At 62.7% G+C, this 22,794-nt stretch carries 22 protein-coding genes; 17 read left to right on the top strand and 5 right to left on the bottom strand.

Annotation, left to right across the window (positions count from 1 at the left end):
• Positions 1–37: 37 nt before the first annotated feature.
• The 10 genes from ACIROY_RS03445 to gcvH are packed head-to-tail and all read left to right on the top strand — an operon-like array spanning position 38 to position 9,964.
• On the top strand, positions 38–1,522 hold the full coding sequence (locus ACIROY_RS03445; RefSeq protein WP_402339688.1) for an NAD(P)-binding domain-containing protein: 1,485 nt from the start codon (positions 38–40) through the stop codon (positions 1,520–1,522).
• Positions 1,519–2,493: an ABC transporter permease gene (locus tag ACIROY_RS03440; RefSeq protein WP_402339687.1), complete on the top strand. Its 975-nt coding sequence runs from the start codon at positions 1,519–1,521 to the stop codon at positions 2,491–2,493. Before ACIROY_RS03445 ends, ACIROY_RS03440 begins: the two co-directional genes overlap by 4 nt.
• Positions 2,490–3,458, top strand: coding sequence for an ABC transporter permease (locus tag ACIROY_RS03435; protein WP_402339684.1), 969 nt, complete (start codon positions 2,490–2,492; stop codon positions 3,456–3,458). Before ACIROY_RS03440 ends, ACIROY_RS03435 begins: the two co-directional genes overlap by 4 nt.
• Positions 3,455–4,462, top strand: coding sequence for an ABC transporter ATP-binding protein (locus ACIROY_RS03430; RefSeq protein ID WP_402271127.1), 1,008 nt, complete (start codon positions 3,455–3,457; stop codon positions 4,460–4,462). Before ACIROY_RS03435 ends, ACIROY_RS03430 begins: the two co-directional genes overlap by 4 nt.
• Complete coding sequence (locus ACIROY_RS03425) at positions 4,455–5,480, top strand: ABC transporter ATP-binding protein (protein ID WP_402339681.1); 1,026 nt, start codon at positions 4,455–4,457, stop codon at positions 5,478–5,480. The genes ACIROY_RS03430 and ACIROY_RS03425 overlap by 8 nt, the downstream gene beginning before the upstream one ends.
• Before the next feature lie 45 nt (positions 5,481–5,525).
• On the top strand, positions 5,526–7,094 hold the full coding sequence (locus ACIROY_RS03420; RefSeq protein ID WP_402339679.1) for an ABC transporter substrate-binding protein: 1,569 nt from the start codon (positions 5,526–5,528) through the stop codon (positions 7,092–7,094).
• 19 nt (positions 7,095–7,113) lie between these two features.
• Positions 7,114–8,442 carry an acyl-CoA thioester hydrolase/BAAT C-terminal domain-containing protein gene (locus ACIROY_RS03415; RefSeq protein ID WP_402339677.1) on the top strand — a complete coding sequence of 443 codons (1,329 nt, stop codon included), beginning with the start codon at positions 7,114–7,116 and terminating at the stop codon, positions 8,440–8,442.
• Entirely contained in the window at positions 8,439–8,969 is a 531-nt protein-coding gene (locus ACIROY_RS03410; protein ID WP_402339674.1) for a CMD domain protein, read from the top strand. The genes ACIROY_RS03415 and ACIROY_RS03410 overlap by 4 nt, the downstream gene beginning before the upstream one ends.
• Positions 8,966–9,556, top strand: a complete 591-nt coding sequence (locus ACIROY_RS03405) for a peroxidase-related enzyme (RefSeq protein ID WP_402339672.1) — start codon at positions 8,966–8,968, stop codon at positions 9,554–9,556. Before ACIROY_RS03410 ends, ACIROY_RS03405 begins: the two co-directional genes overlap by 4 nt.
• Before the next feature lie 30 nt (positions 9,557–9,586).
• Positions 9,587–9,964 (top strand): glycine cleavage system protein GcvH, encoded by a 378-nt coding sequence (gene gcvH / locus ACIROY_RS03400; protein WP_402271135.1) that lies wholly within the window; start codon positions 9,587–9,589, stop codon positions 9,962–9,964.
• 147 nt (positions 9,965–10,111) lie between these two features.
• Here gcvH and ACIROY_RS03395 read toward each other — a convergent pair whose 3' ends face one another.
• Positions 10,112–10,525, bottom strand: a complete 414-nt coding sequence (locus tag ACIROY_RS03395) for an NUDIX domain-containing protein (RefSeq protein WP_402271137.1) — start codon at positions 10,523–10,525, stop codon at positions 10,112–10,114.
• The gene (locus ACIROY_RS03390) at positions 10,522–12,612 is read right to left on the bottom strand and encodes an ATP-dependent helicase (RefSeq protein ID WP_402339669.1); all 2,091 of its coding nucleotides are present in this window, start codon (positions 12,610–12,612) and stop codon (positions 10,522–10,524) included. Before ACIROY_RS03390 ends, ACIROY_RS03395 begins: the two co-directional genes overlap by 4 nt.
• 362 nt (positions 12,613–12,974) lie before the next feature.
• Between ACIROY_RS03390 and ACIROY_RS03385 the strand changes: the two genes are divergently transcribed.
• Together ACIROY_RS03385 and ACIROY_RS03380 are read left to right on the top strand one after the other, a co-directional pair.
• Positions 12,975–13,259, top strand: coding sequence for a hypothetical protein (locus tag ACIROY_RS03385; protein WP_402271140.1), 285 nt, complete (start codon positions 12,975–12,977; stop codon positions 13,257–13,259).
• Positions 13,260–14,110: 851 nt separating this feature from the next.
• The gene (locus ACIROY_RS03380; RefSeq protein WP_402339666.1) at positions 14,111–15,580 is read left to right on the top strand and encodes a diguanylate cyclase domain-containing protein; all 1,470 of its coding nucleotides are present in this window, start codon (positions 14,111–14,113) and stop codon (positions 15,578–15,580) included.
• Here the strand turns inward: ACIROY_RS03380 and ACIROY_RS03375 are convergent.
• On the bottom strand, positions 15,565–16,443 hold the full coding sequence (locus ACIROY_RS03375) for a LysR family transcriptional regulator (RefSeq protein ID WP_402271142.1): 879 nt from the start codon (positions 16,441–16,443) through the stop codon (positions 15,565–15,567). The genes ACIROY_RS03380 and ACIROY_RS03375 overlap by 16 nt on opposite strands.
• Before the next feature lie 219 nt (positions 16,444–16,662).
• Here ACIROY_RS03375 and ACIROY_RS03370 point away from each other — a divergent pair, with 219 nt between their 5' ends.
• From ACIROY_RS03370 to ACIROY_RS03355, 4 genes are read left to right on the top strand one after another with little or no spacing between them, the layout of a single operon-like run.
• The gene (locus ACIROY_RS03370; RefSeq protein WP_402271143.1) at positions 16,663–17,064 is read left to right on the top strand and encodes a heme-binding protein; all 402 of its coding nucleotides are present in this window, start codon (positions 16,663–16,665) and stop codon (positions 17,062–17,064) included.
• A 24-nt stretch (positions 17,065–17,088) separates the two neighbouring features.
• Positions 17,089–18,654 carry an MFS transporter gene (locus ACIROY_RS03365; protein WP_402339664.1) on the top strand — a complete coding sequence of 522 codons (1,566 nt, stop codon included), beginning with the start codon at positions 17,089–17,091 and terminating at the stop codon, positions 18,652–18,654.
• A 22-nt stretch (positions 18,655–18,676) separates the two neighbouring features.
• The gene (locus ACIROY_RS03360; RefSeq protein ID WP_402272436.1) at positions 18,677–18,880 is read left to right on the top strand and encodes a DUF2970 domain-containing protein; all 204 of its coding nucleotides are present in this window, start codon (positions 18,677–18,679) and stop codon (positions 18,878–18,880) included.
• 53 nt (positions 18,881–18,933) lie between these two features.
• Positions 18,934–19,146: a hypothetical protein gene (locus ACIROY_RS03355; protein WP_402339662.1), complete on the top strand. Its 213-nt coding sequence runs from the start codon at positions 18,934–18,936 to the stop codon at positions 19,144–19,146.
• 14 nt (positions 19,147–19,160) lie between these two features.
• Here the strand turns inward: ACIROY_RS03355 and ACIROY_RS03350 are convergent, their stop codons facing one another.
• Both ACIROY_RS03350 and ACIROY_RS03345 read right to left on the bottom strand, forming a co-directional pair.
• Positions 19,161–19,847 (bottom strand): GntR family transcriptional regulator, encoded by a 687-nt coding sequence (locus ACIROY_RS03350; RefSeq protein ID WP_402271172.1) that lies wholly within the window; start codon positions 19,845–19,847, stop codon positions 19,161–19,163.
• Positions 19,848–19,957: 110 nt separating this feature from the next.
• On the bottom strand, positions 19,958–21,238 hold the full coding sequence (locus ACIROY_RS03345) for a C4-dicarboxylate transporter DctA (protein ID WP_402339659.1): 1,281 nt from the start codon (positions 21,236–21,238) through the stop codon (positions 19,958–19,960).
• A gap of 264 nt (positions 21,239–21,502) precedes the next feature.
• On the opposite strand from ACIROY_RS03345, the gene ACIROY_RS03340 reads away from it, so the two are divergent.
• A complete protein-coding gene (locus ACIROY_RS03340) occupies positions 21,503–22,756 on the top strand; it encodes an allantoate amidohydrolase (protein ID WP_402339656.1) in 1,254 nt (417 codons plus the stop codon).
• The last annotated feature ends 38 nt before the right edge of the window (positions 22,757–22,794 follow it).

The raw sequence follows: 22,794 nt of genomic DNA, 5'->3' as shown, positions 1-22,794 counted from the left end.
CAATTTCGGCGATATCCACACGGGAAGGGCGTGCATCATGAGTGAAGCGACGACCTCGGCAGCAAGCGGACTGGCCGCGCTGGAAGCGCGCCTGCGGCAAGACCTGGCCTGGCTGGAATTGCCGGCCAAGTCCTGGGTTCCCCAAAAGACGGTGGACAACCAGCCGGTACTGGACGTGGCCGTCATCGGCGGTGGCCAGGCCGGGATGGCGGCAGCGGTGTCGCTGCTGCACCTGGGCATCAACGCCGTGATTTACGATCAATCGCCGGCCGGCTTCGAAGGCCCGTGGGCGACCACCGCGCGCATGGAAACCCTGCGTTCGCCGAAGAAGCTGACCGGCCCGGCGCTGGGCTTCGCCGCACTGACCTTCCGCGCCTGGTTCGAGGCTCAATTCGGACTCGACGCATGGGAAGCCCTGGACAAGATCCCGCGCCTGCAGTGGATGGACTACCTGCGCTGGTATCGCAAGGTGATGGATCTCGACATACGCAACGACCATCGCATGGAGCTGATCCAGCCGCGCGCCGACGGCCTGGTGGAGCTGCACATCGCCGCCCCCGCCGGCAAGTCGGTGGTGCTGGCGCGCCGCGTGGTGCTCGCCACCGGCCGCGACGGTCTCGGCGGCGCCCTGGTGCCGCCGCTGGCGGACAGCCTGCCGCGCGCCCTGTGGGCGCATTCGTCGGACGACATGGACTACGGCAAGCTGACCGGTAAACGGGTCGGCATCATCGGCGCCGGTTCGTCGGCCATGGATAGCGCGGGAACGGCGCTGGAAGCGGGCGCCGAACGCGTCGACATCCTGATCCGCCGCACCGAACTGCCGCGCATCAACAAGGGCAAGGGCTCGGGTAATCCCGGCCTGACCAGCGGTCATGTGAATCTTCCCGACGAGTGGAAATGGCGCATCCGCCACTACGTCAACGTCCAGCAAATTCCGCCGCCGAGCGGCAGCGTGCAGCGCGTGTCGAAGTTCGCCAACGCGCGTTTCATTTTCGGCGCGCCGATCGAGCGCGTGGAGGTCATCACAGGCAAAGACAGCGACAGCCTGCGCGTGCGCACGCCGCGCGGCGTATTCGATCTGGACTTCCTGATCTTTTCCACCGGTTTTCGCGTGGACTGGAGCGTGCGTCCCGAGTTCGCCGTGATCGCGCCGCATATCCGCAGCTGGCGCGCACGTTACATGCCGCCACCCGGTGACGAAGATGCGGAGCTGTCCGATTCGCCGGATCTCGGCAAAGCCTTCGAATTCCAGCAAAAGCAGCCGGGCGGCTTGCCCGGGCTCGAGCGCATCCATTGCTTCTGCTATCCGGCCACCATCACTCACGGCACGCTGTCGGGCGATATTCCCGCCATCAGCGAAGGCGCACAGCGACTGGCGCAAGGCATCGCGTCGCTGCTCTACGGCGAAGACGTCGAGACGCACTACCGCAACCTGCAGGCCTACGCCGAACCGGAGCTGATCGGCAACGAATGGACGCCGTCCGAGCCGACCGCCGAAGAACGCGAAGGGCTGCAGCGATGAGCGGCGCGATTGCGCGCAGCGTCTTGCAGGCGCTGGCGGTGTTGTTGCTGATGACGGTGATCGTCTTCTTCGGCCTGCACATGATCGGTAATCCGGTCGATACCCTGATCGGCCCCGACGTCGACCAGGTCGATCGCCTGCGCATCATTAAAGAACTCGGTCTGGACCAGCCGATCTGGCGCCAGTACCTGGCCTTCGTCAATGGCGCGCTGCACGGCAACCTCGGTAAAAGTTTCGTCTATAACGAACCGGCCATCAAGCTTATCTTTCTGCGCCTGCCGGCGACGCTGGAGCTGGCCTTTGCCGCACTGATTCTGGCGGTGCTGATCGGGATCCCGCTCGGCCTGCTGGCCGGCCTGTTTCCGGAAACCGTTTTCTCCCGCATGATCATGACCGGCAGCATCCTCGGCTTTTCGCTGCCGACCTTCTGGATCGGCCTGATGCTGATCATGGCCTTCAGCGTGTCGCTGGGCTGGCTGCCTTCGGGCGGGCGCGGCGAGACGGCCGGCCTGTTCGGCGTGCAATGGTCGTGGCTGACGGTCGACGGCCTGCGCCACCTGATCCTGCCGGCGCTCAACCTGTCGCTGTTCAAGATCTCGCTGGTGATCCGCCTCACGCGCGCCAATGTGCGCGAAGTGCTGCCGATGGATTTCGTCAAGTTCGCACGCGCCAAAGGGCTGACGCCATTGCGCGTGGTGCTGATGTACGTGCTGCGCAATACGCTGATCCCGCTGGTGACCGTCCTCGGGCTGGAGTTCGGCTCGACCATCGCGTTCGCGGTGGTGACCGAAAGCATCTTCGCCTGGCCCGGCGCGGGCAAGCTGATTCTCGACAGCATCAATGCGCTGGATCGGCCGGTGATCGTGGCTTACATGATGGTGATCGTGTGCCTGTTCGTCACGCTCAACCTGATCGTCGACGTCCTCTATAAAGTGCTGGACCCGCGCGTGCGGGTGGAGGTGGCGGCATGAGCGAAGTATCGGTCAACAAAACAACGCCGATGACGCAGCAGGAAGTGCGCGCCAAGGTCGCCGCCTTGTCGGCATTCCAGCCGCCGCGCCGCGAATCGCCATGGCGCGCCGTCTTGCGCGGCTTCCTCGCTTCACGGACCGCGATGTTCGGCCTTGCCGTCGCCGCGCTGCTGATGATCGCTGCGGTGGCGGCACCGTTGCTGACGCCGCAAAATCCCTACGACCTGATGCAACTGGATGTGCTCGACGCGCGCCTGCCGCCCGGCACCGCCAACGGACTCGGCACCTATACCTACTGGCTCGGCACGGACGGGCAGGGACGCGATCTGTATTCCGGCATCCTGTACGGGCTGCGCATCAGCGTCGGCATCGGCGTCGGCTCTGCGCTGCTGGCGGGCGTGATCGGCACGCTGGTCGGATTGCTTGCCGCGTATGCCGGCGGCAAGGTCGACGCTCTGCTGATGCGCCTGGCCGACCTGGTGCTGTCGTTCCCGTCGATCCTGGTGTCGATGCTGATCCTGGCTTATCTGGGCAAGGGCATCTTCAACGTCATGGCGACGCTGGTGGTGCTGGAGTGGGCCTATTACGCCCGCACCGCGCGCGGCCAGGCGCTGGTCGAGCGGCAGAAGGAATATGTCGAAGCCGCCCGCGGCCTGGGCGTCTCGGGCTGGCGCATCATGGTGCGCCACATCCTGCCGAACTGCCTGCCGCCGCTGCTCGTCATCGGCATGCTGCAGATTGCGCGCGCGATTACGCTGGAGGCGACCTTGAGCTTTCTCGGCCTCGGCGTGCCGGTTACCGAGCCGTCACTGGGCCTGCTGATTTCCAATGGCTATCAATTCTTGCTGTCCGGCGAATACTGGATCAGTTTTTATCCCGGCGTCGCGCTGGTGGTCGTGATCGTGGCGATCAACATGGTCGGCGATCGCCTGCGTGATGTCATGAATCCAAGGTGGCAGAAATGAGCACGCGTAATTCTGTCCCGACGCTTGAAGTGCGCAATCTGCGCACGCATTTTTACACACCGGCCGGCGTGCTGCCGGCGGTCGACGACGTCTCGCTGACGCTCGAGCGCGGCCGCATCCTCGGCCTGGTCGGCGAGTCCGGGTCAGGCAAGACCGTGACCGGCTTTTCCATCCTCGGGTTGCTGGATGCGCCGGGCCGCATCGTCGGCGGACAGATCCTGTTCAAAGGCCAGGACCTCGTGACGCTGGACAAGAAGTCGCTGCGCAGCCTGCAGGGCAATCGCATCGCCATGATCTTCCAGGATCCGATGATGACGCTCAACCCGGTCCTGCGCGTGGAAGCGCAGATGATCGACGCCGTGCTCGCGCACAGCAAGGTCAGCCGCGAGCAGGCGCGCGAACTGGCGCGCGATACACTGGGGTTGATGGGCATTGCCAGTCCGGACGAACGGCTGCGCGCCTATCCGCATCAGCTGTCGGGCGGCATGCGCCAACGCGTGGCGATTGCGATCGCCATGCTGCACAAGCCCGACTTGATCATCGCCGACGAGCCGACCACCGCGCTCGACGTCACCATCCAGGCGCAGATCCTGTCGGAGGTGCAAAAGCTGGCACGCCTGAACGGCACCGCGCTGATCTGGATCACCCACGACCTGTCAGTGGTGGCAGGGTTGGCGGACGATATTGCCGTGATGTATTCCGGCCGCATCGTCGAACAAGGCTCAGTCGCCGAGGTGCTCGACCGGCCTCAGCATCCTTACACGCAAGGCCTGATCGGCAGCCTGCCGGGCAACAACCGGCGCGGCCAGCGCCTGCGCCAGATTCCCGGCCTGACGCCGAACCTGCTGCACCTGCCGCCGACCTGTGCGTTCGCCGCACGCTGCGAGCGGGTCAGCGAACAATGCCTGACGCGTCCGGACATTACCGAGCCCTTGCCGGATCATCTGGTGCGTTGCTTCCATCCTGCGAGTCAGAACGAAACGACGGAGTTGCAGCATGGATAAGTTGAACGAGTCGAATCAACAAGCCGTCCCGCTGATCGATGCGCGCCGCATCGTCAAGCGTTTCGGCGAGCGCAAGCCGCGTCCGTTCGAGCAGCAGCTGACGGCGCGCGGCTGGATGCGTCCGGCCGCCGTGACGCAGGCGCTCGACGGCGTCGACCTGCACGTGATGCCGGGAGAAGTGGTCGGCCTGGTCGGCGAATCCGGCTGCGGCAAGTCGACCCTGGGCCGCATCGTCAGCGGCCTGCTGGCGCCATCGGCAGGCGAGGTGCTGGTCAATGGCGTCGATCGCAAGGACTTCAGCGCACAAGACATGCAGGCGGCGCGGCGCAAGGTGCAGATGATCTTCCAAAATCCGTATGCCAGTCTCAATCCGCGCCTGCGCGTCGACCAGATCGTCGGCGAAGCGGCGCTGATCCACGGCATGACCGACAAGGCCGGACTGGACGATTACGTCAGCGCGCAATTGCTGCGTGCAGGACTCGATCCGGAGCTGAGGGACCGCTATCCGCACCAGTTCAGCGGCGGCCAGCGCCAGCGCATCGGCATCGCCCGCGCGCTGGCGGTGCAACCGGCCATGCTGGTCTGCGACGAGGCGGTGGCGGCGCTGGACGTGTCGATCCAGGCGCAGATCCTGAACCTGTTTTCCGACCTGCGCGAGCAACTCGGGCTGACCTATCTGTTCATCAGCCACGACCTCGGCGTGGTCGAGCACGTGTCGGACCGCGTGGTCATCATGTACCTGGGCCGCATCGTCGAAAGCGCTGCCGTCGAGGAACTGTTCGCCCGTCCGAACCATCCGTACACCCAGGCCTTGCTGGCCGAAGTGCCGCGCCTGCAGGCGCGCAACAAGTCCTTCACGGCGATCAAGGGGGAAATCCCGAGTCCGCTCAATCCGCCGTCCGGCTGCCATTTCAACCCGCGCTGCCCGCATGCCATGCCGCGTTGCCGTGCCGAGGTTCCGGCGCTCAAGGAAGTCGCGCCGGGTCATCTGAGCGCCTGTCATTTGAACGATCAGTAATATTTAGAAACGCAGTTTTATCCCACCCAACCGAGGATGATGAACATGAAGAAAAGCGTACTTTCCAGCCTCCTGGCCGTCGCATTGCTGGGCTTCGGCTCCGCCGGCGCACAGACCCTGAACATCGCGTTTGCCGATCCGCTGTCGTCGCTCGATCCGCAGCTCAACAACCATGCCGGCGACCGTTCCGTCGACCTGCATTTCTGGGACCTGCTGGTCGAAAACAACTACAACAAGCTGCAACCCGGCCTGGCCGCCAGCTGGAAGAACATCGACGCCAAGACCTGGGAGTTCAAGCTGCGTCCCAACGTCAAGTGGCAGGACGGCAAGCCGTTCACCGCCGACGACGTGATCTTCTCCTACCAGCGCGCACGCGCGGTGCCGGGCAGCGTGGCGACCTTCGCCGGCTACCTGCGCACGGTGGAATCGGTCACTGCCAAGGATCCGCTGACGCTGATCATCAAGACCAATATCGCCAATCCCGACCTGCCGCTGAACCTGGCGTCGGTACACATCGTCAGCAAGCATGTCGGTGAAAAATCGCAAACTGAAAACTACAACAGCGGCGCCGCCATGGTCGGCAGCGGTCCGTACAAATACGTCTCTTACACGCCGGGCGACCGCGTCGTGATGGAACGCAACAACGACTACTGGGGCCAGAAGCAAATCTGGGAAAAGGTCAACTACCGCTACATCAACAACGCCGCCGCGCGCACTGCAGCCTTGCTGTCGGGTGACGTCGACGTGATCGACAAGGTCTCGGTGTCCGACCTGGCCAAGCTCAAGCAATCGCCGAACGTCAAGGTGTTCCCGTACAACGGCCTGCGCGTGCTGTTGCTGCAACCGACTTTCCATGAAGGTCCGAACCAGTACATCACCGACAACGCCGGCAAGCAGCTCGACAAGAATCCGCTGCTGGACGCACGCGTACGCAAGGCCTTGTCGCTGGCGATCAATCGCAAGGCGCTGGTCGACCGCATCCTGCAAGGCGCGGCGACCGAAGCCAACCAATGGATGCCGGCCGATACCTTCGGCTACAACCCGGATATCAAGAACATTCCGAACGACGTCAACCAGGCCAAGAAACTGCTGGCCGACGCCGGTTTCCCGCAGGGCTTCAAGCTGACCATCCACGTGCCTAACGATCGCTATCCGCAAGCGCCGGAAACCATGCAGGCGGTGGCGCAGTTCTGGACCCGCATCGGCGTGAAGACACAAGTGGAAGTGCTGCCGTGGGCTTCGTATTCGGCGCGCGCCAACAAGAACGAGTTTGCCGTCAGCGTGCTGGCATGGGGCAATGGCACCGGCGAGGCAAGCTATGCGCTGGTCAACGTGCTGGCATCCGTCGACAGCAAGAAAGGCTTGGGCGCCTCCAACTGGAATCACTACAGCAACCCTGCCATCGACAAGGCGCTGGCTGATTCGACCGCCGAGTTCGACGCGGCCAAGCGTGAAGCGATCCTGCGCAACGCCGCCAAGATTGTTTCCGACGACGCCGGCATCATTCCGTTGTACCACTATCAGAACATCTGGGCCGCCAAGAAGGGCCTGAAGGTGACGCCGGCCAGCAGTGACCGCACCACCGCCATGATGGTGACGCAGGACAAGAAGTAAGTTCGTTGAGGAGGTGGCCATGTCCACGCTGAACATCACCGTCAGTCCCGCCGACGACCTGATCGACGTGCCGCGTCGCATCGTCGTCACCGGCGTGCAGCCGGGCGAGCTGGTGCAGGTCGCCGGCCGCACCGTGCGCGCCGGCGCCGTCTGGCGCAGCAGTGCACGCTTCGTGGCGGATGCCGCGGGTCATGTCGATCTGGCGCTGGCGCCGACGGTGGAGGGCGACTACCAAGGCATTTCGGCCATGGGCCTGCTATGGTCGCAGACGCCGGAGCAAGCGGGCAAGCGCGAGCTCTTCCACACCGACGTGCAGCAAGCGCTGACGACGGTGCTGGAAGCGACAAGCGCCTCCGGCAAAGCGGAAGCGGAACTGATTCAGCGCCTGTGCGCCGCCGGCGTGACGCGACAGGAAGTGCGCGAGCAGGGGCTGGTCGGGACTTTGTTCCTGCCAGCCGGTCCGGGTCCGCATCCGGCGGTGATGATCCTCAACGGCTCGGGTGGCGGCATCAATGAACCACGTGCGGCCTTGTATGCGTCGCACGGTTATGCGGCGTTTGCGCTGGCGTATTTCAAGGCGCCGGGCTTGTCGGACTACATCTCCAACACGCCGCTCGAGTACTTTGAAAAAGGTCTGGATTGGCTGCGCGCCACGGTCAAACCGCTCGGCGACTTCGTCGCCATCAGCGGCCAGTCGCGCGGCGGTGAGCTGGTGCTGCTGCTGGGGGCGACCTTTCCGCAAAAAGTCTCGGCAGTGCTCGCTTACGTGCCGAGCGCCTTGGTGCACAGCGGCCAGAACGCCTGCGATCCGGCGATCGGACGCGAAGGACCGACCTGGCTGCTCGACGGCAAGCCGCTCACGCATCAATGGGAAAACAACCGCCACGCCAGCTGGGCGCCGTTCGACGAGGGGGCGCCGCCGCATCGGCACGTGCTCGCCATGTTGACCGCCTTGCAGGACAAGGAGGCGGTGGCGAAGGCGCGCATCCTGGTCGAGCACATCGATGCGCCCGTATTGCTGCTGTCGGCTACCGACGACGGCTCGTGGCCGTCGAGCATCTATTCAAAAATGGTGCGCGACAAGCTGGACGAAGTCGCGCATCCGCACGCCGTGGAATGGCACGACTACCAGGATGCCGGCCACGCCATCTTGTTCCCTTACGTGCCGACTACCCAGATCAGTTACGCCCATCCGGTGTCGAAGCGCATCAGCACCGGCGGCGGCGAACCTGCCGCCAACGCGCACGCCGACAAACACTCCTGGCAGCACGCCCAGGAGTTTCTCAGGAATGCAATCGGAGCGCATCTTGCGCGCTCCGCGCAGCCATCACGAAAGGAAGTCTCATGACGACGCAAGTGGAATACAACATCGACAACGATGTCATCGACAAACTGTCCGGCCTGCAAGCGGGCGGCAGCCTGCATGCCTTGCGCCACCAGCGCGAAAAAGTCGCGGTCGCCTCGCAGGGCAGCTATGACGCGCTGTTCGACCCGGCGCTGGAAGGTATCTCCCTGGACGAGCGCCTGCTGGTTGCGTTGTACGCCTGTCGCCTGGCCGGCGCGCGTGAAGTCGCCGCGCATTACCGCGCACGGCTGGACGCCTTGCCGGCCGACGCGGCACAGATTGCCGTCGCCGCCGACGGCGCCCCCGAACAATTGCCGGAAGGCCGCCTGCGCGCCATGCTGGCCTTCACACGTGCGCTGACCGAGCGTCCGGTGGAAGGCGACAAGGCCGCCTTGCATACCTTGCCGGCCGCCGGCATCAGCACGCCCGCCGTGGTCGCGCTGTCGCAACTGATCGCCTTCATTTCGTACCAGATCCGCGTCGTCGCCGGTCTGAAAGCCATGAAACTGGCCAGCAAGGAGCAAGCATGAGCACCATCATCAAATCGCACGGTTTCACCAACGAAGTGCTGGAGTGGGACGCATGGCTCGACGTCATCGACATCGACCAGGCCAGCGAAGACCAGATCAAGGTCCTGGAAGAGAGCCATCCCAAGGCCAAGACCTCCGACTATTACCTGTTCCTCGCCCATCAGCCGGAAATCCTGCGCCAGCGCTCGGCCGCCTTCAACGCCATCATGTATGCGCCGGGCGGCATGTCGCGCGCCGAGCGCGAACTTGGTTCGATGGTGGTGTCGCGCATCAACGGCTGCGTCTACTGCGCCTCGGTGCATGCGCAGCGCTTCGAGCAACTGGCCAAGCGCAACGACACCGTGCAGCAGGTGTTCGACGATCCGTACACTGCCGGCACCGATGCGCGCGAGAAAGCCATCTCGCAGTTTTCCATCGATCTCACCAAGAATCCCAACGACGTCAATGCCGCCGGCATCCAGGCGCTCAAGGACGTCGGTCTCAGCGAGCAGGAAATCCTCGACCTGATCCATTCGGTCGCCATTTTCGCGTGGGCCAACCGCCTCATGCTGAACCTGGGCGAGCCGGTCTTCCCGGCGGCGCAATAATCCAATAATCGAGCAGACAAGGAGAGTCGCATGCTGATACCAGACACCCTCACTTACGCCGAAACGCACGAGTGGATCCGGCAGGAAGACGACGGCACCTTGACCGTCGGCATCACCGACTTCGGCCAGGACCAGCTCGGGCCATTGGTGTACGTACAGACGCCGGCGGTCGGCAGCGTGCTCCAGCGCGGCGCCGACGCCGGCGTGGTCGAATCCAACAAGACCGCATCCGACGTGCATGCGCCGGTGGCGGGCGAGGTGATTGCCGTCAATGACGAACTCGCCAACACACCGGAGGCCATCAACGGCGCGCCGTACGAACAATGGATTTTCAGGCTGCGTCCGGTGGAGACTTTCGATGAATCGCAGTTTCTTGATGCGGCTGCGTACACGAAGATGATCGGTTGACTACATCATCTGCATGCTTGATGGATTGGAAAACCGATTGAAGAGCCCGCCCTGTGCGGGCTTTTTATCGTCGTCGCTAGCCCACGCTCCCGGTCAAGCGCAGGTCGAAGTGCTAATGCAGGAAAGGCTGAAGACAGCGATGCAGGCTCAGTTGCTTGCGGTAGATGTACCGCACGCCGCCTCGATGGAACGCCGGTATCCCTCCGGCAGATCGACCGGCAAGGCATGAGGAGGAAACGTGCCCAGGCGTTTGTGCTCGTGGCTCACGGCCGGAGCATAGGAGCCGGTCAGCGTGCAGCGGTAGGTGGCGATGAAGACGTATTTTCCCGGGATCACTTCGAACAGATAGGTGTCGAGAGGCGCTCCAACGCTGACATGCAGGTCCAGTTCTTCGCGGATTTCGCGCGCCAGGCACTCGGCTGAGGACTCGCCCAAGTCAATCCGGCCGCCCGGCAGTTCCCATTCGTCGCGTTCGTTCAGCAAGAGTACGACGTCGCCGTCCGGCGTCAGCAAGACGCCTTTGACCGACACCGGATAGGCGGCCGAATGCGCGTCGCTCATTTCCACATCCCGCGCATGCGCGCTGCGACGTCGACGCGCATCTGCCGCGCATCGGGTCGGCCGCTTGGTCCGACAGCGACTACCGGCCAGGCGCTGCTGGTGAAATGCGGCAGCACGCCGGGAGGAATGAAGCGCGTGCGCGACGCATAGACGTGGCGGTCGCCTTGCGCGTGCTGGCCACCGGTGAAAAACTTTTGCGGCACCATCAGATGCAGGTCGTCCTTGGCGCGCGTCATGGCGACGTAGAGCAGGCGGCGTTCTTCTTCGATCTCGTCAGTGCTGCCGGTGGCCAGGTCTGCCGGGATACAGCCGTCGACGACGTTGAGCACGTACACCGATTTCCATTCCTGGCCTTTGGATGAATGGATGGTCGACAGGATCAGGTAGTCCTCGTCCAGCAGCGGTACGCCCGACTGGTCGCTGGTGGCGTCCGGCGGATCGAGCGTGAGTTCGGTCAGGAAGCGTTCGCGCGAGGGATAGCCGGAGGCGATCTGCTCCAGTTGCAGCAGGTCGGCCTGGCGTGTGGTGGCGTCTTCGTGCTTGCGCTCCAGATGCGGGGCGTACCAGTTGCGCGCATGGGCGATCTCGCCGGGCCAGCCGGTCTTGCCTTGCGCCATGAATTGCAGCACCTCGACGAAGCCGCGCCAGTCATCGCCGCTGCGTGGCGGCGCCGGCAATTCTGACAGCGCGGCAATCGGGTCGGCATGCGTGGACATGGCTTCCAGCACCTTTTGCGCCGAACCCGGACCGACGCCGGGCAACAGCTGCATCAGGCGGAAACCGGCCACGCGGTCGCGTGGATTCTGTACGAAACGCAGCATCGCCAGCATGTCCTTGACGTGCGCGCTGTCGAGGAATTTGAGACCGCCGAATTTGACGAAGGGAATGTTCCGGCGCACCAGTTCGATCTCCAGCGGGCCGCTATGGTCGGAGGCGCGGAACAGCACCGCCTGGTCCTTCAGCGTGCTGCCGGCTTCGCGGTTTTCAAGGATGCGTTCGACGATGTAGCGCGCCTGGTCGGCTTCGTCACGTACCGATACCAGTTGCGGTTTGTGGTCCGAGGCGCGCTCCGTCCACAGGTTTTTGGTGAAGCGTTCCAGCGCCTTGTCGATGACGCTGTTGGCGGCGGCCAGGATAGGTTGCGTCGAGCGGTAATTGCGGTCCAGCGTGACAATGTCGGCGGGTGGATCGAAGGCGCGAGGGAAGTCGAGGATGTTGCGCACCGTCGCCGCACGGAACGAGTAGATCGCCTGGGCGTCGTCGCCGACTACGGTGAGACCGCGACCGTCCGGTTTCAGTGCGAGCAGGATCGATGACTGCAGGCGGTTGGTGTCCTGGTATTCATCCACCAGCACGTGGTCGAAGCGCGCACCGATGTCGTCGGCCAGCACGCGCTCGCCGATGGTCTGCGCCCAGTACAGCAGCAGGTCATCGTAGTCGAGTACGTTGTGCGCCTGCTTGGCTTCGACGTAGGCGCCGAACAGCGTGCGCAGCTGCGCCTCCCATTCCGCGCACCACGGAAACACCTTGTGCAGGATGCTGTCCAGCGGCGCTTCCGAATTGACCACTCGCGAGTAGATGGCCAGGCAGGTGGCCTTGAGCGGGAAGCGCTTTTCAGTCTTCGACAAGCCCAGCTCATGTCGCACCAGGTTCATGAGGTCGGCCGAATCTTCGCGATCGTGGATGGAAAAATTGGGATCGAGTCCGATCTGGTCGGCGTACTCGCGCAGGATCTGTGCGCCGATGCCGTGGAAGGTGCCGGCCCACGACAAGGCGTCGGCCATGATGCGACCGTTGGCGCCGAGCGCTTCGCCACAGATGCGCTGGACCCGACGCGTCATTTCTGCGGCGGCGCGGCGCGAAAAAGTCATCAGTAAAATCCGGCGCGGATCGGCGCCGTTGACGATCAGATGGGCAACCCGGTGCGCCAGCGTATTGGTTTTGCCCGAACCGGCGCCGGCGATCACCAGCAAAGGGCGGCCAGGCTCCGGAGATGTGGCCTGCTGTCCCGGCAGTCGGGGGACGATGCCGAATTCCACCGCCTGGCGTTGTTCGGGGTTGAGTTTTTCCAGATAGTCGACGTTCATGCTGAGCCTTGGTGCGGCGGCAAAAGGAAGCTATTTTACTGGTGTTTTATACAGTCATTGGCGGCGGTTACAAAAAAGAAGGCGGGGCGAAAAGAGGCACTTGAGAGGACTGCCAAAATCATTTGCAAAGTGATGAAAGACCGACAATGGATTCTTTCGCGCTACTGTCTATACTGGTGTGGTTGCTCTTTGCTCATCTGTTTCAGGGACGCGCCCATGGTCAGCGATTATGCTGCAATGCCAGAACTGGCGCGGCTTCCAAGCTACCCATGATATTGCAGATTCAGTGCAGGAAGTGCTTGTGCAAGCCCCAGTCAATTGGTTAGAATTTCCTTCCAATAACTTCATCTTGAGGTGCTGCCATGGATAAGACTCTCGCTCTGCTCGATTGTTTGGTGCAACTCAAGGAAGCGCAGAGCTGCGCCGACGCCTTGCTGTCCGATATCGTCGCCGATGCCGTACGCGCCAACAGAGGCCACGGCAGCGTACCCAAGCCGGCGACCCTGAAAGCCTTCCGCAACGCGCTCAAATCCGCCAACACGCACTGCTACCAGGCCGAGCTGATCCTGGCGGAATTCGATGCCCTGCAAACCATCATGCCGATCGGCCAGCAACAGCCGATACGCACGGTGATTTACAGCGTCTGACCTGTAAGCCAGCTTCCTGGCTGCTTGCCACGCCCGCGCGGTCGGGCGCGTCTATGCGAGCCTGCCTGCCTGCAAATAACGCGCGCATATAGACCTGTAAAGTATCGCCAGAGTCCGTCCTGAGCTTGGCGTAACGGGATGACCGCTTGCATTGCGGGCAGGCGATGCGTTGTTCCTGAATCGGACGCGCACCGTTGACGAGTCGCGCCACGACGGCGCCGCAACGTGGGCAGGCCAGCACGACATCCACATGTGTCAATGCATCGGCGGAGATGATTGCCGGCGGGATGGATGCAGTCATGGATCGTTGTTGTTATGGTTTTCAGGCATCGGAGCAAAACACTGGATCATCCTAGGCGTCTTTACCGGGCTTGTCTGTCGCACAAAGTGGTGACACGGCAGCGCAAGTTGTTGTGGCAACATGCCGATGACCACTATTTTGGCTATCCCTTGCAGGCACCCGGCAACTCCTGCCGACCGGAATCATGCTGATCCGCACTATTCCTATGCAACGTTCGAAACACGGCATCGCCGGAACATTCTTGCTGCGCGGCACTCTCACAGTGCTGCTCGTTGTATTTATGGCGCGCCTGACCTGTTCCCGGCTTGTTTTTGGCGTTTTAAGTCCGTTCTAGTCCTTTCGGGTGACAGACCGCAACGAAGTTTGTGTCTACAATGGATTCGGCAGGCATGCAGCTTGCATTCGTTTCCTGCAGCGACGGCAACAAGGACGCACCCGGTACTTTCCACCATTCAGGCATTCCGGAGGTAAATTGCGGCGCGGATTTTCATTCAAGGCAAAATGGCCCAGGATCCTGATTCAGGACGGCTGGGGTCTGTCCGCCTGTTTCGTGCTGCTGTCATCCTTGGTGCTGGTCGTGATCTGGGGCATCACCCTGACGCATGTCTCCAGTGAAAAGAAGCTGGCCATGGAGAGCGCGTCTTCCGAGAGCCGCAACATGGCAGCCATCATGGCCGCCAATCTCAATGATCGCCTCAGCCGTGCCGGGCAGTACGCCACGGTCGGCAGCAAAGTCCTCGACGGCGACAGTACTGCAGCCGATTACCTGGGCCTGCTCTTCAACGGCGACAGCGCCTACGTGCGCGCCGCCGTCTTCGACGACCAGATGCGCCTGCGCTATTCCTCCGCCGGTCTGCCCGAAGAAAGCGAATTCGCCCAGTTGCTGGAACGCGCCTACCCGCAGGCGGCCTCGGGCAACGATGCACCGAAAGCCGGCACTGTCCTGTTCGGCAAGACCGACAGCCATAACTGGCGCATGCCGATGCTGATCGCGCTGCAAGCGCCGAAGACCGGTGCACGCGGCTACCTGGTCGCGATACTCGATCTGGGGCGGTTCCTGAACGACTACCAGCAGATCGGCGACGGTTACCTGATCGCGGTCAATGGCGGCGCCGGCACGCCGCTGGTGGCGCTCAACGACCGCCGGCTGCTGATCGGCGACAACAGCATGGCATCCATGTCCGCCTCCAGTGTCAGCAACAGGCAAAAACTGATCGCTTATCCACTCAGCGTCAGCGTGACCATCGATCCCGATTCGGTGGTCTCCGACCTGACGCAATCGCATTACGAATATATACGCTACGCCATCGTCATTTCCATCGCGGTGGTGACGTTGACGCTGATCCTGATCGGGATTTCTTACCACCGCAAGAAACTGTACGAGCGCCTGGCGCGCTCCGAACGCGAAAAAATATGCCTCATCGAACAGCTGGAAAAAGAGAAAACGCGCGCCTATCAACTGGCCTCGCATGACTACCTGACGGGGATTCCCAACCGCATGCTGTTCAGCGAGCTGGCCGGCGCGGAATTGTCGCGCGCCAAGCGCAGCGCCAACCTTTACGCGCTGTTCTTCATCGACCTGGACGGCTTCAAACCGATCAACGACACGCTCGGCCACGCGGTGGGTGACCTGCTGCTGAAAGCGGTGGCGCAGCGCCTGTGCACCAACCTGCGCGAGTACGACCTGGTGGCGCGCCTGGGTGGGGACGAGTTCGTGGTCTTGCTATCCGACATCAAATACCAAAGCCAGATCGCCGACATCGCGGACAAATTGATCAAGGCCGTCGGTGCGCCGTATCTCAATCTAGGCGGTCACGAAGTCGGCACCAGCCTCAGCATCGGCATCGCACTGTATCCGGACGACGGTCACACCGTTGATGAGCTGCTGTCCAAGGCCGACGCCGCCATGTACGCCGCCAAGAAAGCGGGCAAGGGCGCCTATCGTTTCCACGACAGCAGCGTCCACAGCGGCTTGCCCGGGCGCCTGCCGTCGACCGTCACGCGCTACCTGTCGGCCTGACGCGATTTCAGCTGCTTCAGGAAGGCGCGCACCACCGGCGATTTCTCGTGCTTGCGCGACGCCAGCGCGATGGCGCCCGGAATGATCTTTCCCTCAATCTGCCGATACGTGACGCCCGGCATGTTCACGCGCTGCATCACCGACGCCGGCACGATCGCCACGCCCTGACCCAGTGATACCAGCGTCACCACCGCCACCAGACCGCCCGGATTGGGCAAGGTGCGCGGCACGAAACGGCCGCGGCGACCCACTTCCATGGTGCCGGAAGCCTGCTCAGGCAAGATGAAATACTGCGATGCGAGCGCGGCTGCCGGCACGGTTTCGTGCTGCGCCAGCGGCGAATGCTCAGGCAGCGCCGCGACGAAATCGTCATACAGCAAGGTCAGGAAATTGACGTCGGCCGGGCAGGGTACGGGAGGCCGGATGAAGGCGAGATCGAGGCTGCCGTTGCTGACACCGACCGGCAACGTATCCATCGGCGCTTCGATGAGGTTGAGCTGCACCAGCGGGTAGTCGGCACGAAAGCGCGCCACTTCGGTTTGCAGCAAGCCGGAATACGCCGCAGAAGCGATGTAGCCGATCTCGATGCGGCCGATTTCACCCCGACCGGCGCGACGTGCTGCGTCTTCAGCGCGCTCAGCTTGTTGAAGCGTGCGCAAGGCCTCTTCCAGGAACACCTCGCCGGCCGAGGTCAGGCTGACCGAGCGCTTGGTGCGCTGGAACAGGCGGACGTCCAGCAGGCGTTCGATTTCCTGTATCTGCTTGGTCAGCGCCGGCGGCGAAATGCCGAGCTGTTCGGCGGCGCGGGCAAAGTGCAGCGTCTCGGCGACGGCGGTGAAACAGCGGAAGTGACGAAGCTCCACGGCATTCTCCAATAATCTGATAATTAACCTGAAAGAAATTAAATAGAATTTTAACTGTAATAAAGATAATTATCGGCGGTATTAGAATGGTCTGAATACTTTTATCAGGAGCCTTTCATGCCACTGCGCCGCATCGCTGCCGTTCTTTTCCTGTGCCTCTCTGGCACCGGACTGGTTCAAACGGCCTCCGCCCAACAAACGAGCGCCGCACCCGTCGCCGTGAAACGCGTTCTCACGCTCGACAGCGCCAAGGCGATCCTCGCCGCCGCCCATGAAGAAGCGCGCAAGAACGGCTGGCCTGGCGCCATTGCAGTGGTCGACGATGGCGGCTGGCTGATCGCTTCCGAACGTATGGACAACGCCGCCACCACGGTCGGTCCGGTAGTCGCCGCCGAAAAGGCACGCACCGCTGCGCTGTTCAAGCGGCCCTCCGCCGATCTTGAGAACGCCATCAACAACGGTCGTCCCGCCGCCATCACAGCGCCCGGCCTGGTGATGATGGAAGGCGGCCTGCCCATCGTGGTCGACGGCCAGGTGATCGGCGCCATCGGCGTCAGCGCCGACACCAAGGCACACGACAGCCTGATTGCACGCGCCGGCCTTGCCGCCGTCAAACCGTAAATACAAGGAAGCCGTGATCCTGCCATGAGCAACATTCAGACTTCCTCCCATCCCGACGACGCTGCGCGCCGCCGCAAGGAGCGCAACATCCTGCTGATCTGCTCCAGCGTGTGCGCGCTGATCACGCTCGACACCAACATCGTCGCCGTCTCGCTGCCGTCGGTGGCGCGTTCGCTGCATGCCGATTTCAGCGACATTGAATGGATCGTCAGCGCCTACATGCTGGCGTTCGCCTCCTTGCTGTTGCCGGCCGGCAGCCTGGCCGACCGCTTCGGCCGCAAGCGCATGATGCTGCTCGGCCTCGGTTTGTTCAGCCTGGCCTCGCTCGGTTGCGGCCTGGCCTGGTCGGCCGGCGCCCTGCAGATCGCGCGTGCAGTCAAGGGCGTTGGTGCGGCAATGTTGCTGACCTCGGCGCTGGCCGTGATCGGGCACGTCTTCCATACCGAAAAAGACCGTACTCACGCCTGGGCCGTGTGGGGCGCCTGCATGGGCGTGTCGATGACGGTGTCGCCGTTGCTGGGCGGCGTGATTACTGAATTACTCGGCTGGCGCTGGATCTTCCTGCTCAATTTGCCGGTGTGCCTGTGCCTCGGCACGTTGGTGTATCGCGAGGTTGCAGAGTCTGGCGACGCCAATGCCGCCCGACTTGATCCCTGGGGCAGCCTGTTGCTGAGCGGCGGGCTGGGCTGCGTGATCTGGGCGCTGATCAATGCCAATGCGGCCGGCTGGAGCAGCGCCGCGACCTTGCTGCGCGCCGGTGGCGGGGTGCTGATGCTGGCCTTGTTCGTGCCGGTGGAGCTGATGCAGAAACGACCGATGATCGACCTGCGCCTGTTCCGTCATGCGCCGTTTGTCGGCGCGGTGCTGGCGATGTTCGGCTACGCCAGTTCGGCGCAGGTGATGATGACTTTCCTGCCGCTGTACCTGCAAAACGCTTTCTCGTACTCGGCCATCGTGGCTGGTCTGGCGATGCTGCCGTTCGCGCTGGCGATGATGATCTTCCCGCGTGTCGGCGCTGCGCTGACGCGCTACATGCCGCTGCACGGCGTGATGGGGCTGGGCATGGCGCTGGTGTGCGCCGGCAACGTGCTGGTGGCTATCGCTGCCTATGTCGGGACCTACTGGATGGTGCTGGCCGGCATGCTGGTCACCGGCAGCGGCGCCGGCCTGCTCAACGGCAACACGCAGAAAGCCATCATGAACTGCGTGCCGCGCGAGCGCACCGGCATGGCTTCCGGCATCAGCACCACCACGCGTTTTGCCGCCATCGTGCTGGCGATTGCCTGCCTCGGCTGCGTGCTGACGGTACGCACCGGCAGTTATCTCAAGGAAGGATTGACCGGCGCCAACTTGCCGCAGCCGGCCGGCTTCACCGACGTGGTCGAGCGCATTGTCGCCGGCGACAGCGCAGCGGCCTTGCCGACGCTGGGGAACAACCTGGAGGCACTGCATATCGCGCAGGCCGGTTTCGCCCATGCGTTTGCCTTGCTGATGCTGGCGGCGGCTGCAATCGCCGCCGTGTCGGGCGTGTTGTTGTTCAGGTTGATGGGCAGCCGCAAGGGCGCATCCGTTGACGCAATACCTGTTTAAGGAGGGAATTCAAATGGCATCGATGCAATCCAAAGAGTTGGAGAAACGTTCGTTCTTCGCCACGCTGGCGGCGGTGTTCTGGTCGTTCGTCGGGCTGCGCCGCCTTGCCGACTACGAGAAGGACGCGACCTCGTTCAATCCGTTTTACGTGATCGGCGCCGGTCTGGTCGGCGTCGGTATTTTCATCGCGGTGCTGCTGGTCGTTGTGAAACTGGTAGTCGTCTAGCAAAGGGGCGCGTCCACCTTGCCTTTGCGTTGTTTTCTTGAGGGAGTATTGCCATGGACAACAAATCCGTTCAGCACTTCTTGCGCACTTACGGCAGGGCCGGCAACGCCGCCACGCTTCACCGACAGCGCGCATCGGCGTTCATACTGGCGACCTTGCTGATGTTCTCATGCGCCGCCCATATGGCCGAACTGGACACTGCGCTGCTGCGCATGCTGGGGCAGCTGGGGACCGATTGCGTATGGTGTTCGGTGACGCCGTATTGAAAATGCCGCAACCGCTAAAGCAGCAATTCCTTGGCAAGATCGCGCTTGGGATCGGACGGCGTGTCGAATTCCAGCGCCTGTTCCACGTGGTGCAGGTGATGCAGCATCAGCTCGACGGCTTCCTCGACCTTGCCGGCCTTGGCGGCGGCGATGAAGTCGCAATGTTCTTCGGTCGAACAGATGGCGTCGCGGGTCGACTGGTACAACATGGTGATCAGCGAACTGCGACCGGCGAGCTTGACCAGGATGTCGGTCAGGACCTCGTTGCCGACGATGTTCGCCAGCAGGATATGGAAGTCGCTCAACAGGGTCGAGCGGACTTGCGGATTGTTCTCTTCAATGGCGCGGCGTTCTTCACGCAGATGAGTTTCCAGCGTGGCGTAGTCGGCAGGGGTCGCACGCGCGACGAATTCCCTCACCATGGCCGCTTCCAGCGTACGTCGCACAAAGAAGATGTTGCGCGTCTCTTCCACGGTCGGCTTGCTGACGAAGGCGCCCTTGTCCGGGATCAGGTCGATCAGCTTGTCTTTGGCCAGCATCACCAGCGCCGCACGGATCTTGGTGCGGCTGACCTGGTAGACGCGCGCCAACGCTTCTTCGCGGAGTTTTGCCCCGGGTGGAAGACGCTGTTCGGCGATGGCGATGGTGATGTCGCGCGCAATCGCTTCTGAACTGTCGGGAGGAAGTACTGCTTCGGTCATAGGATGGATAGTTCTGTTGTGTAAGGCGCCTGTGTTAGGCGAATTCGGACAAGACACCGAATTGTACCCTTGTATTTTCGCCATCCATCCTGCGACCTTATTCTAGTATGTTATTCAAATGTTGCCGCCGGAATCTCGCCGTTCAGCACGGCGCGGGCGCGGGTCTTGTCGATGTCCTTTTCCCAGGTCGCGACGACCACGGTGGCGACGCAGTTGCCGAGCAGGTTGCCCAGCGCACGCACGATGCCGATGAACCAGTCGATCGACAGCACCAGCACCAGGCCGACCACCGGAATCGCCGGTATCGTCGTCAGCGTCGCCGCCAGGATCACGATGGCCGAGCCCGGCACGCCGTGTGCGCCCTTGGAGGTGATCAAGGCGATCGCCAGGATCATCAGCAGGTCGCCCATCGCCAGATGGGTATTGGTGGCCTGCGCAATGAACACGGCAGCCATGGTCAGGTAGATCGAGAACGCATCGAGGTTGAACGAGTAGCCGGTCGGGATCACCAGGCCGACGGTCGACTTCTTGATGCCCATGTGTTCGAGCTTGCGCATGACCTGCGGCAGCACGCTGTCGGATGAGGCGGTGGCCAGCACCACGATCAGTTCTTCACGCAGGTAGGCGATCAGCTTGAAGATGCTCAGACCGGACGTGCGCAGGATCGCGCCCAGCACCACCACCACGAAGAACACCACCGCGCCGTAGAACAGCAGCACCAGCATGCCGAGCTGCTTGAGCGAACCGATGCCGTAGCGGCCGACCGTGAAGGCGATCGCGCCGAACACGCCCAGCGGCGCCAGGCGGATGATGAAGGCCATGCATTTGAAGAAGGCTTCCGACAGCGAGGCGATCAGCGAGACGGTCGGTTGACCCTTGTCGCCGATCAGTAGCAGGGCGCAGCCGAAGATGACCGAGATCAGCAAGACCTGCAGCACGTCGCCGGAGGTGAATGCGCTCACGATGGTGCCGGGGATCAGCTTCATGATGAAGTCGGCGAAGCTGGTGCCCTTGACCTTGCTGGCGGTCTCGACATAGCTGGACAGGCCGCTGGCGTCGAGATTGGTGGGGTCGATGTTCATGCCGGCGCCGGGCTGGAACACGAACGCCAGCACCAGGCCGAGCAGCAGCGCAATGGTGGTGACGATTTCAAAGTAGATGATGGCCTTGATGCCGACGCTGCCGACCTTCTTCAGATCGCTGGCGCCGCAAATGCCTTGCACCACCACACAAAACACGATCACCGGAATGATCATCTTGATCAGCTTGATGAAGCCGTCGCCCAGCGGCTTGAGGCTCTGGCCGAAATCGGGATAGAACAATCCGACGACGATGCCGGCAATCAGGGCGATGACAACCTGCCCGAACAAAGATTTGAAAAATCGATTCACCTTGGTCTCCTGGTGTGGTTCTGGATGGGCGCCTGTATGCGTCTCTGTGCGCTTGCACAAGGGCATGCCCGCTGTATTTGGATTCAGCTTGTAATTTCTTTTGTACTTCTTGACTGCACGGCCGCTCCTCCGGCCGTTGTTCCTTTGCTAATTACACACGTCGTTTGAAAATTGTTTTGACGCGCCGGAACAAGCTCACTATATTGCATACAATTTGTGAATACAATAAAAATATGCAATCCTGACGACTTCAAGGAGACTGCCGTGAAAACTGTTCCAGAGCAATACCTGTCCTGCGGGCAAGAGATCATGCGGCGCGCCGAGGCGCTCGCCGTCCATACGGAGGCTGCCGGCATGATGACGCGCACTTACCTGACGCCCATGCATCATGCCGCCGCGCGACAACTGAGCGAGTGGATGCGCACCGCCGGCATGCAGGTCCGCCGCGACGACGCCGGCAACGTCATCGGCCGCTATGAGGCCGCGCCCGGTCATGAGAATGCCGCGGCGCTGGTCACCGGTTCGCACTTCGATACGGTGCGCAATGGCGGCAATTACGACGGCAATCTCGGCATCCTGTTGCCGGTGTCGTGTATAGCGGAGTGGCATCGTGCAGGCCGGCGTTTCCCGTTTCCCGTCGAGGTGATCGGCTTCGCGGAAGAAGAGGGTGTGCGCTTCAAGGCGACCTTGCTGGGCAGTCGCGCCGTGGCGGGCACGTTTGACAAGAGCGTGCTCGACAACCTTGACGAACAGGGCAACAGCATGCGCGACGTCATGCGCGCAGCCGGCTTCGATCCGGACCGGCTCGATGCGTCGGCATGGCAGCCGGCAGCCGTCGCGGCCTTTGTCGAAGTACATATCGAGCAGGGACCGTTGCTGCTCAATGAAGCCTTACCGGTCGGCGTCGTGACCGCGATCTCCGGAGCGACGCGTTTCATGGCGGAGCTGCAGGGACTGGCCGGCCATGCCGGCACGGTGCCGATGCACATGCGCCGCGATGCCGCGATGACGGCGGCAGAAATCGGCCTGTACATCGAGCAGCGCTGCAGCGGCCGGCCCGGGCTGGTCGGCACGATGGGCATCATGGAAGTGCCGAACGGCGCCGCCAATGTGGTGCCGGGCAGCGCGCGGTTTTCCATCGACATCCGCGCCGAGCAGGATGGGGTGCGCGAGGATGCGGTGGCGGACGTCGAAGCCGAGATCGCACGCATCTGCGCGCGTCGCAACGTCGCCATTACGTTGCGCAAAACACACCAGGCCGGCAGCGTGCCTTGCGCCGATCACCTGCAACAGCAACTGGCGAATGCCATCGAAGCATGTGGCCTGCCGCTGCGTCGTCTGCCGTCCGGCGCCGGACATGACGCCATGGCGATTGCGGCCATTGCCGACGTGGCGATGTTGTTTGTCCGTTGCGGCAACGGCGGTATCAGCCATCACCCCGACGAAATCATGACCGAAGAAGACGCGGCAATTGCTGCGCAGGTGTTCAGCCGCTTCGTCGAAAGCTTCGCGGCCTGACCCGGTCCGCCGCGCTCTCCAATTTATTGCAAAGGAAT

It is taken from the genome of Herbaspirillum sp. NPDC101396, assembly GCF_044767365.1.
Lineage (GTDB): Bacteria > Pseudomonadota > Gammaproteobacteria > Burkholderiales > Burkholderiaceae_D > Herbaspirillum.
This window is presented reverse-complemented; position numbering and strand designations above follow the sequence as displayed.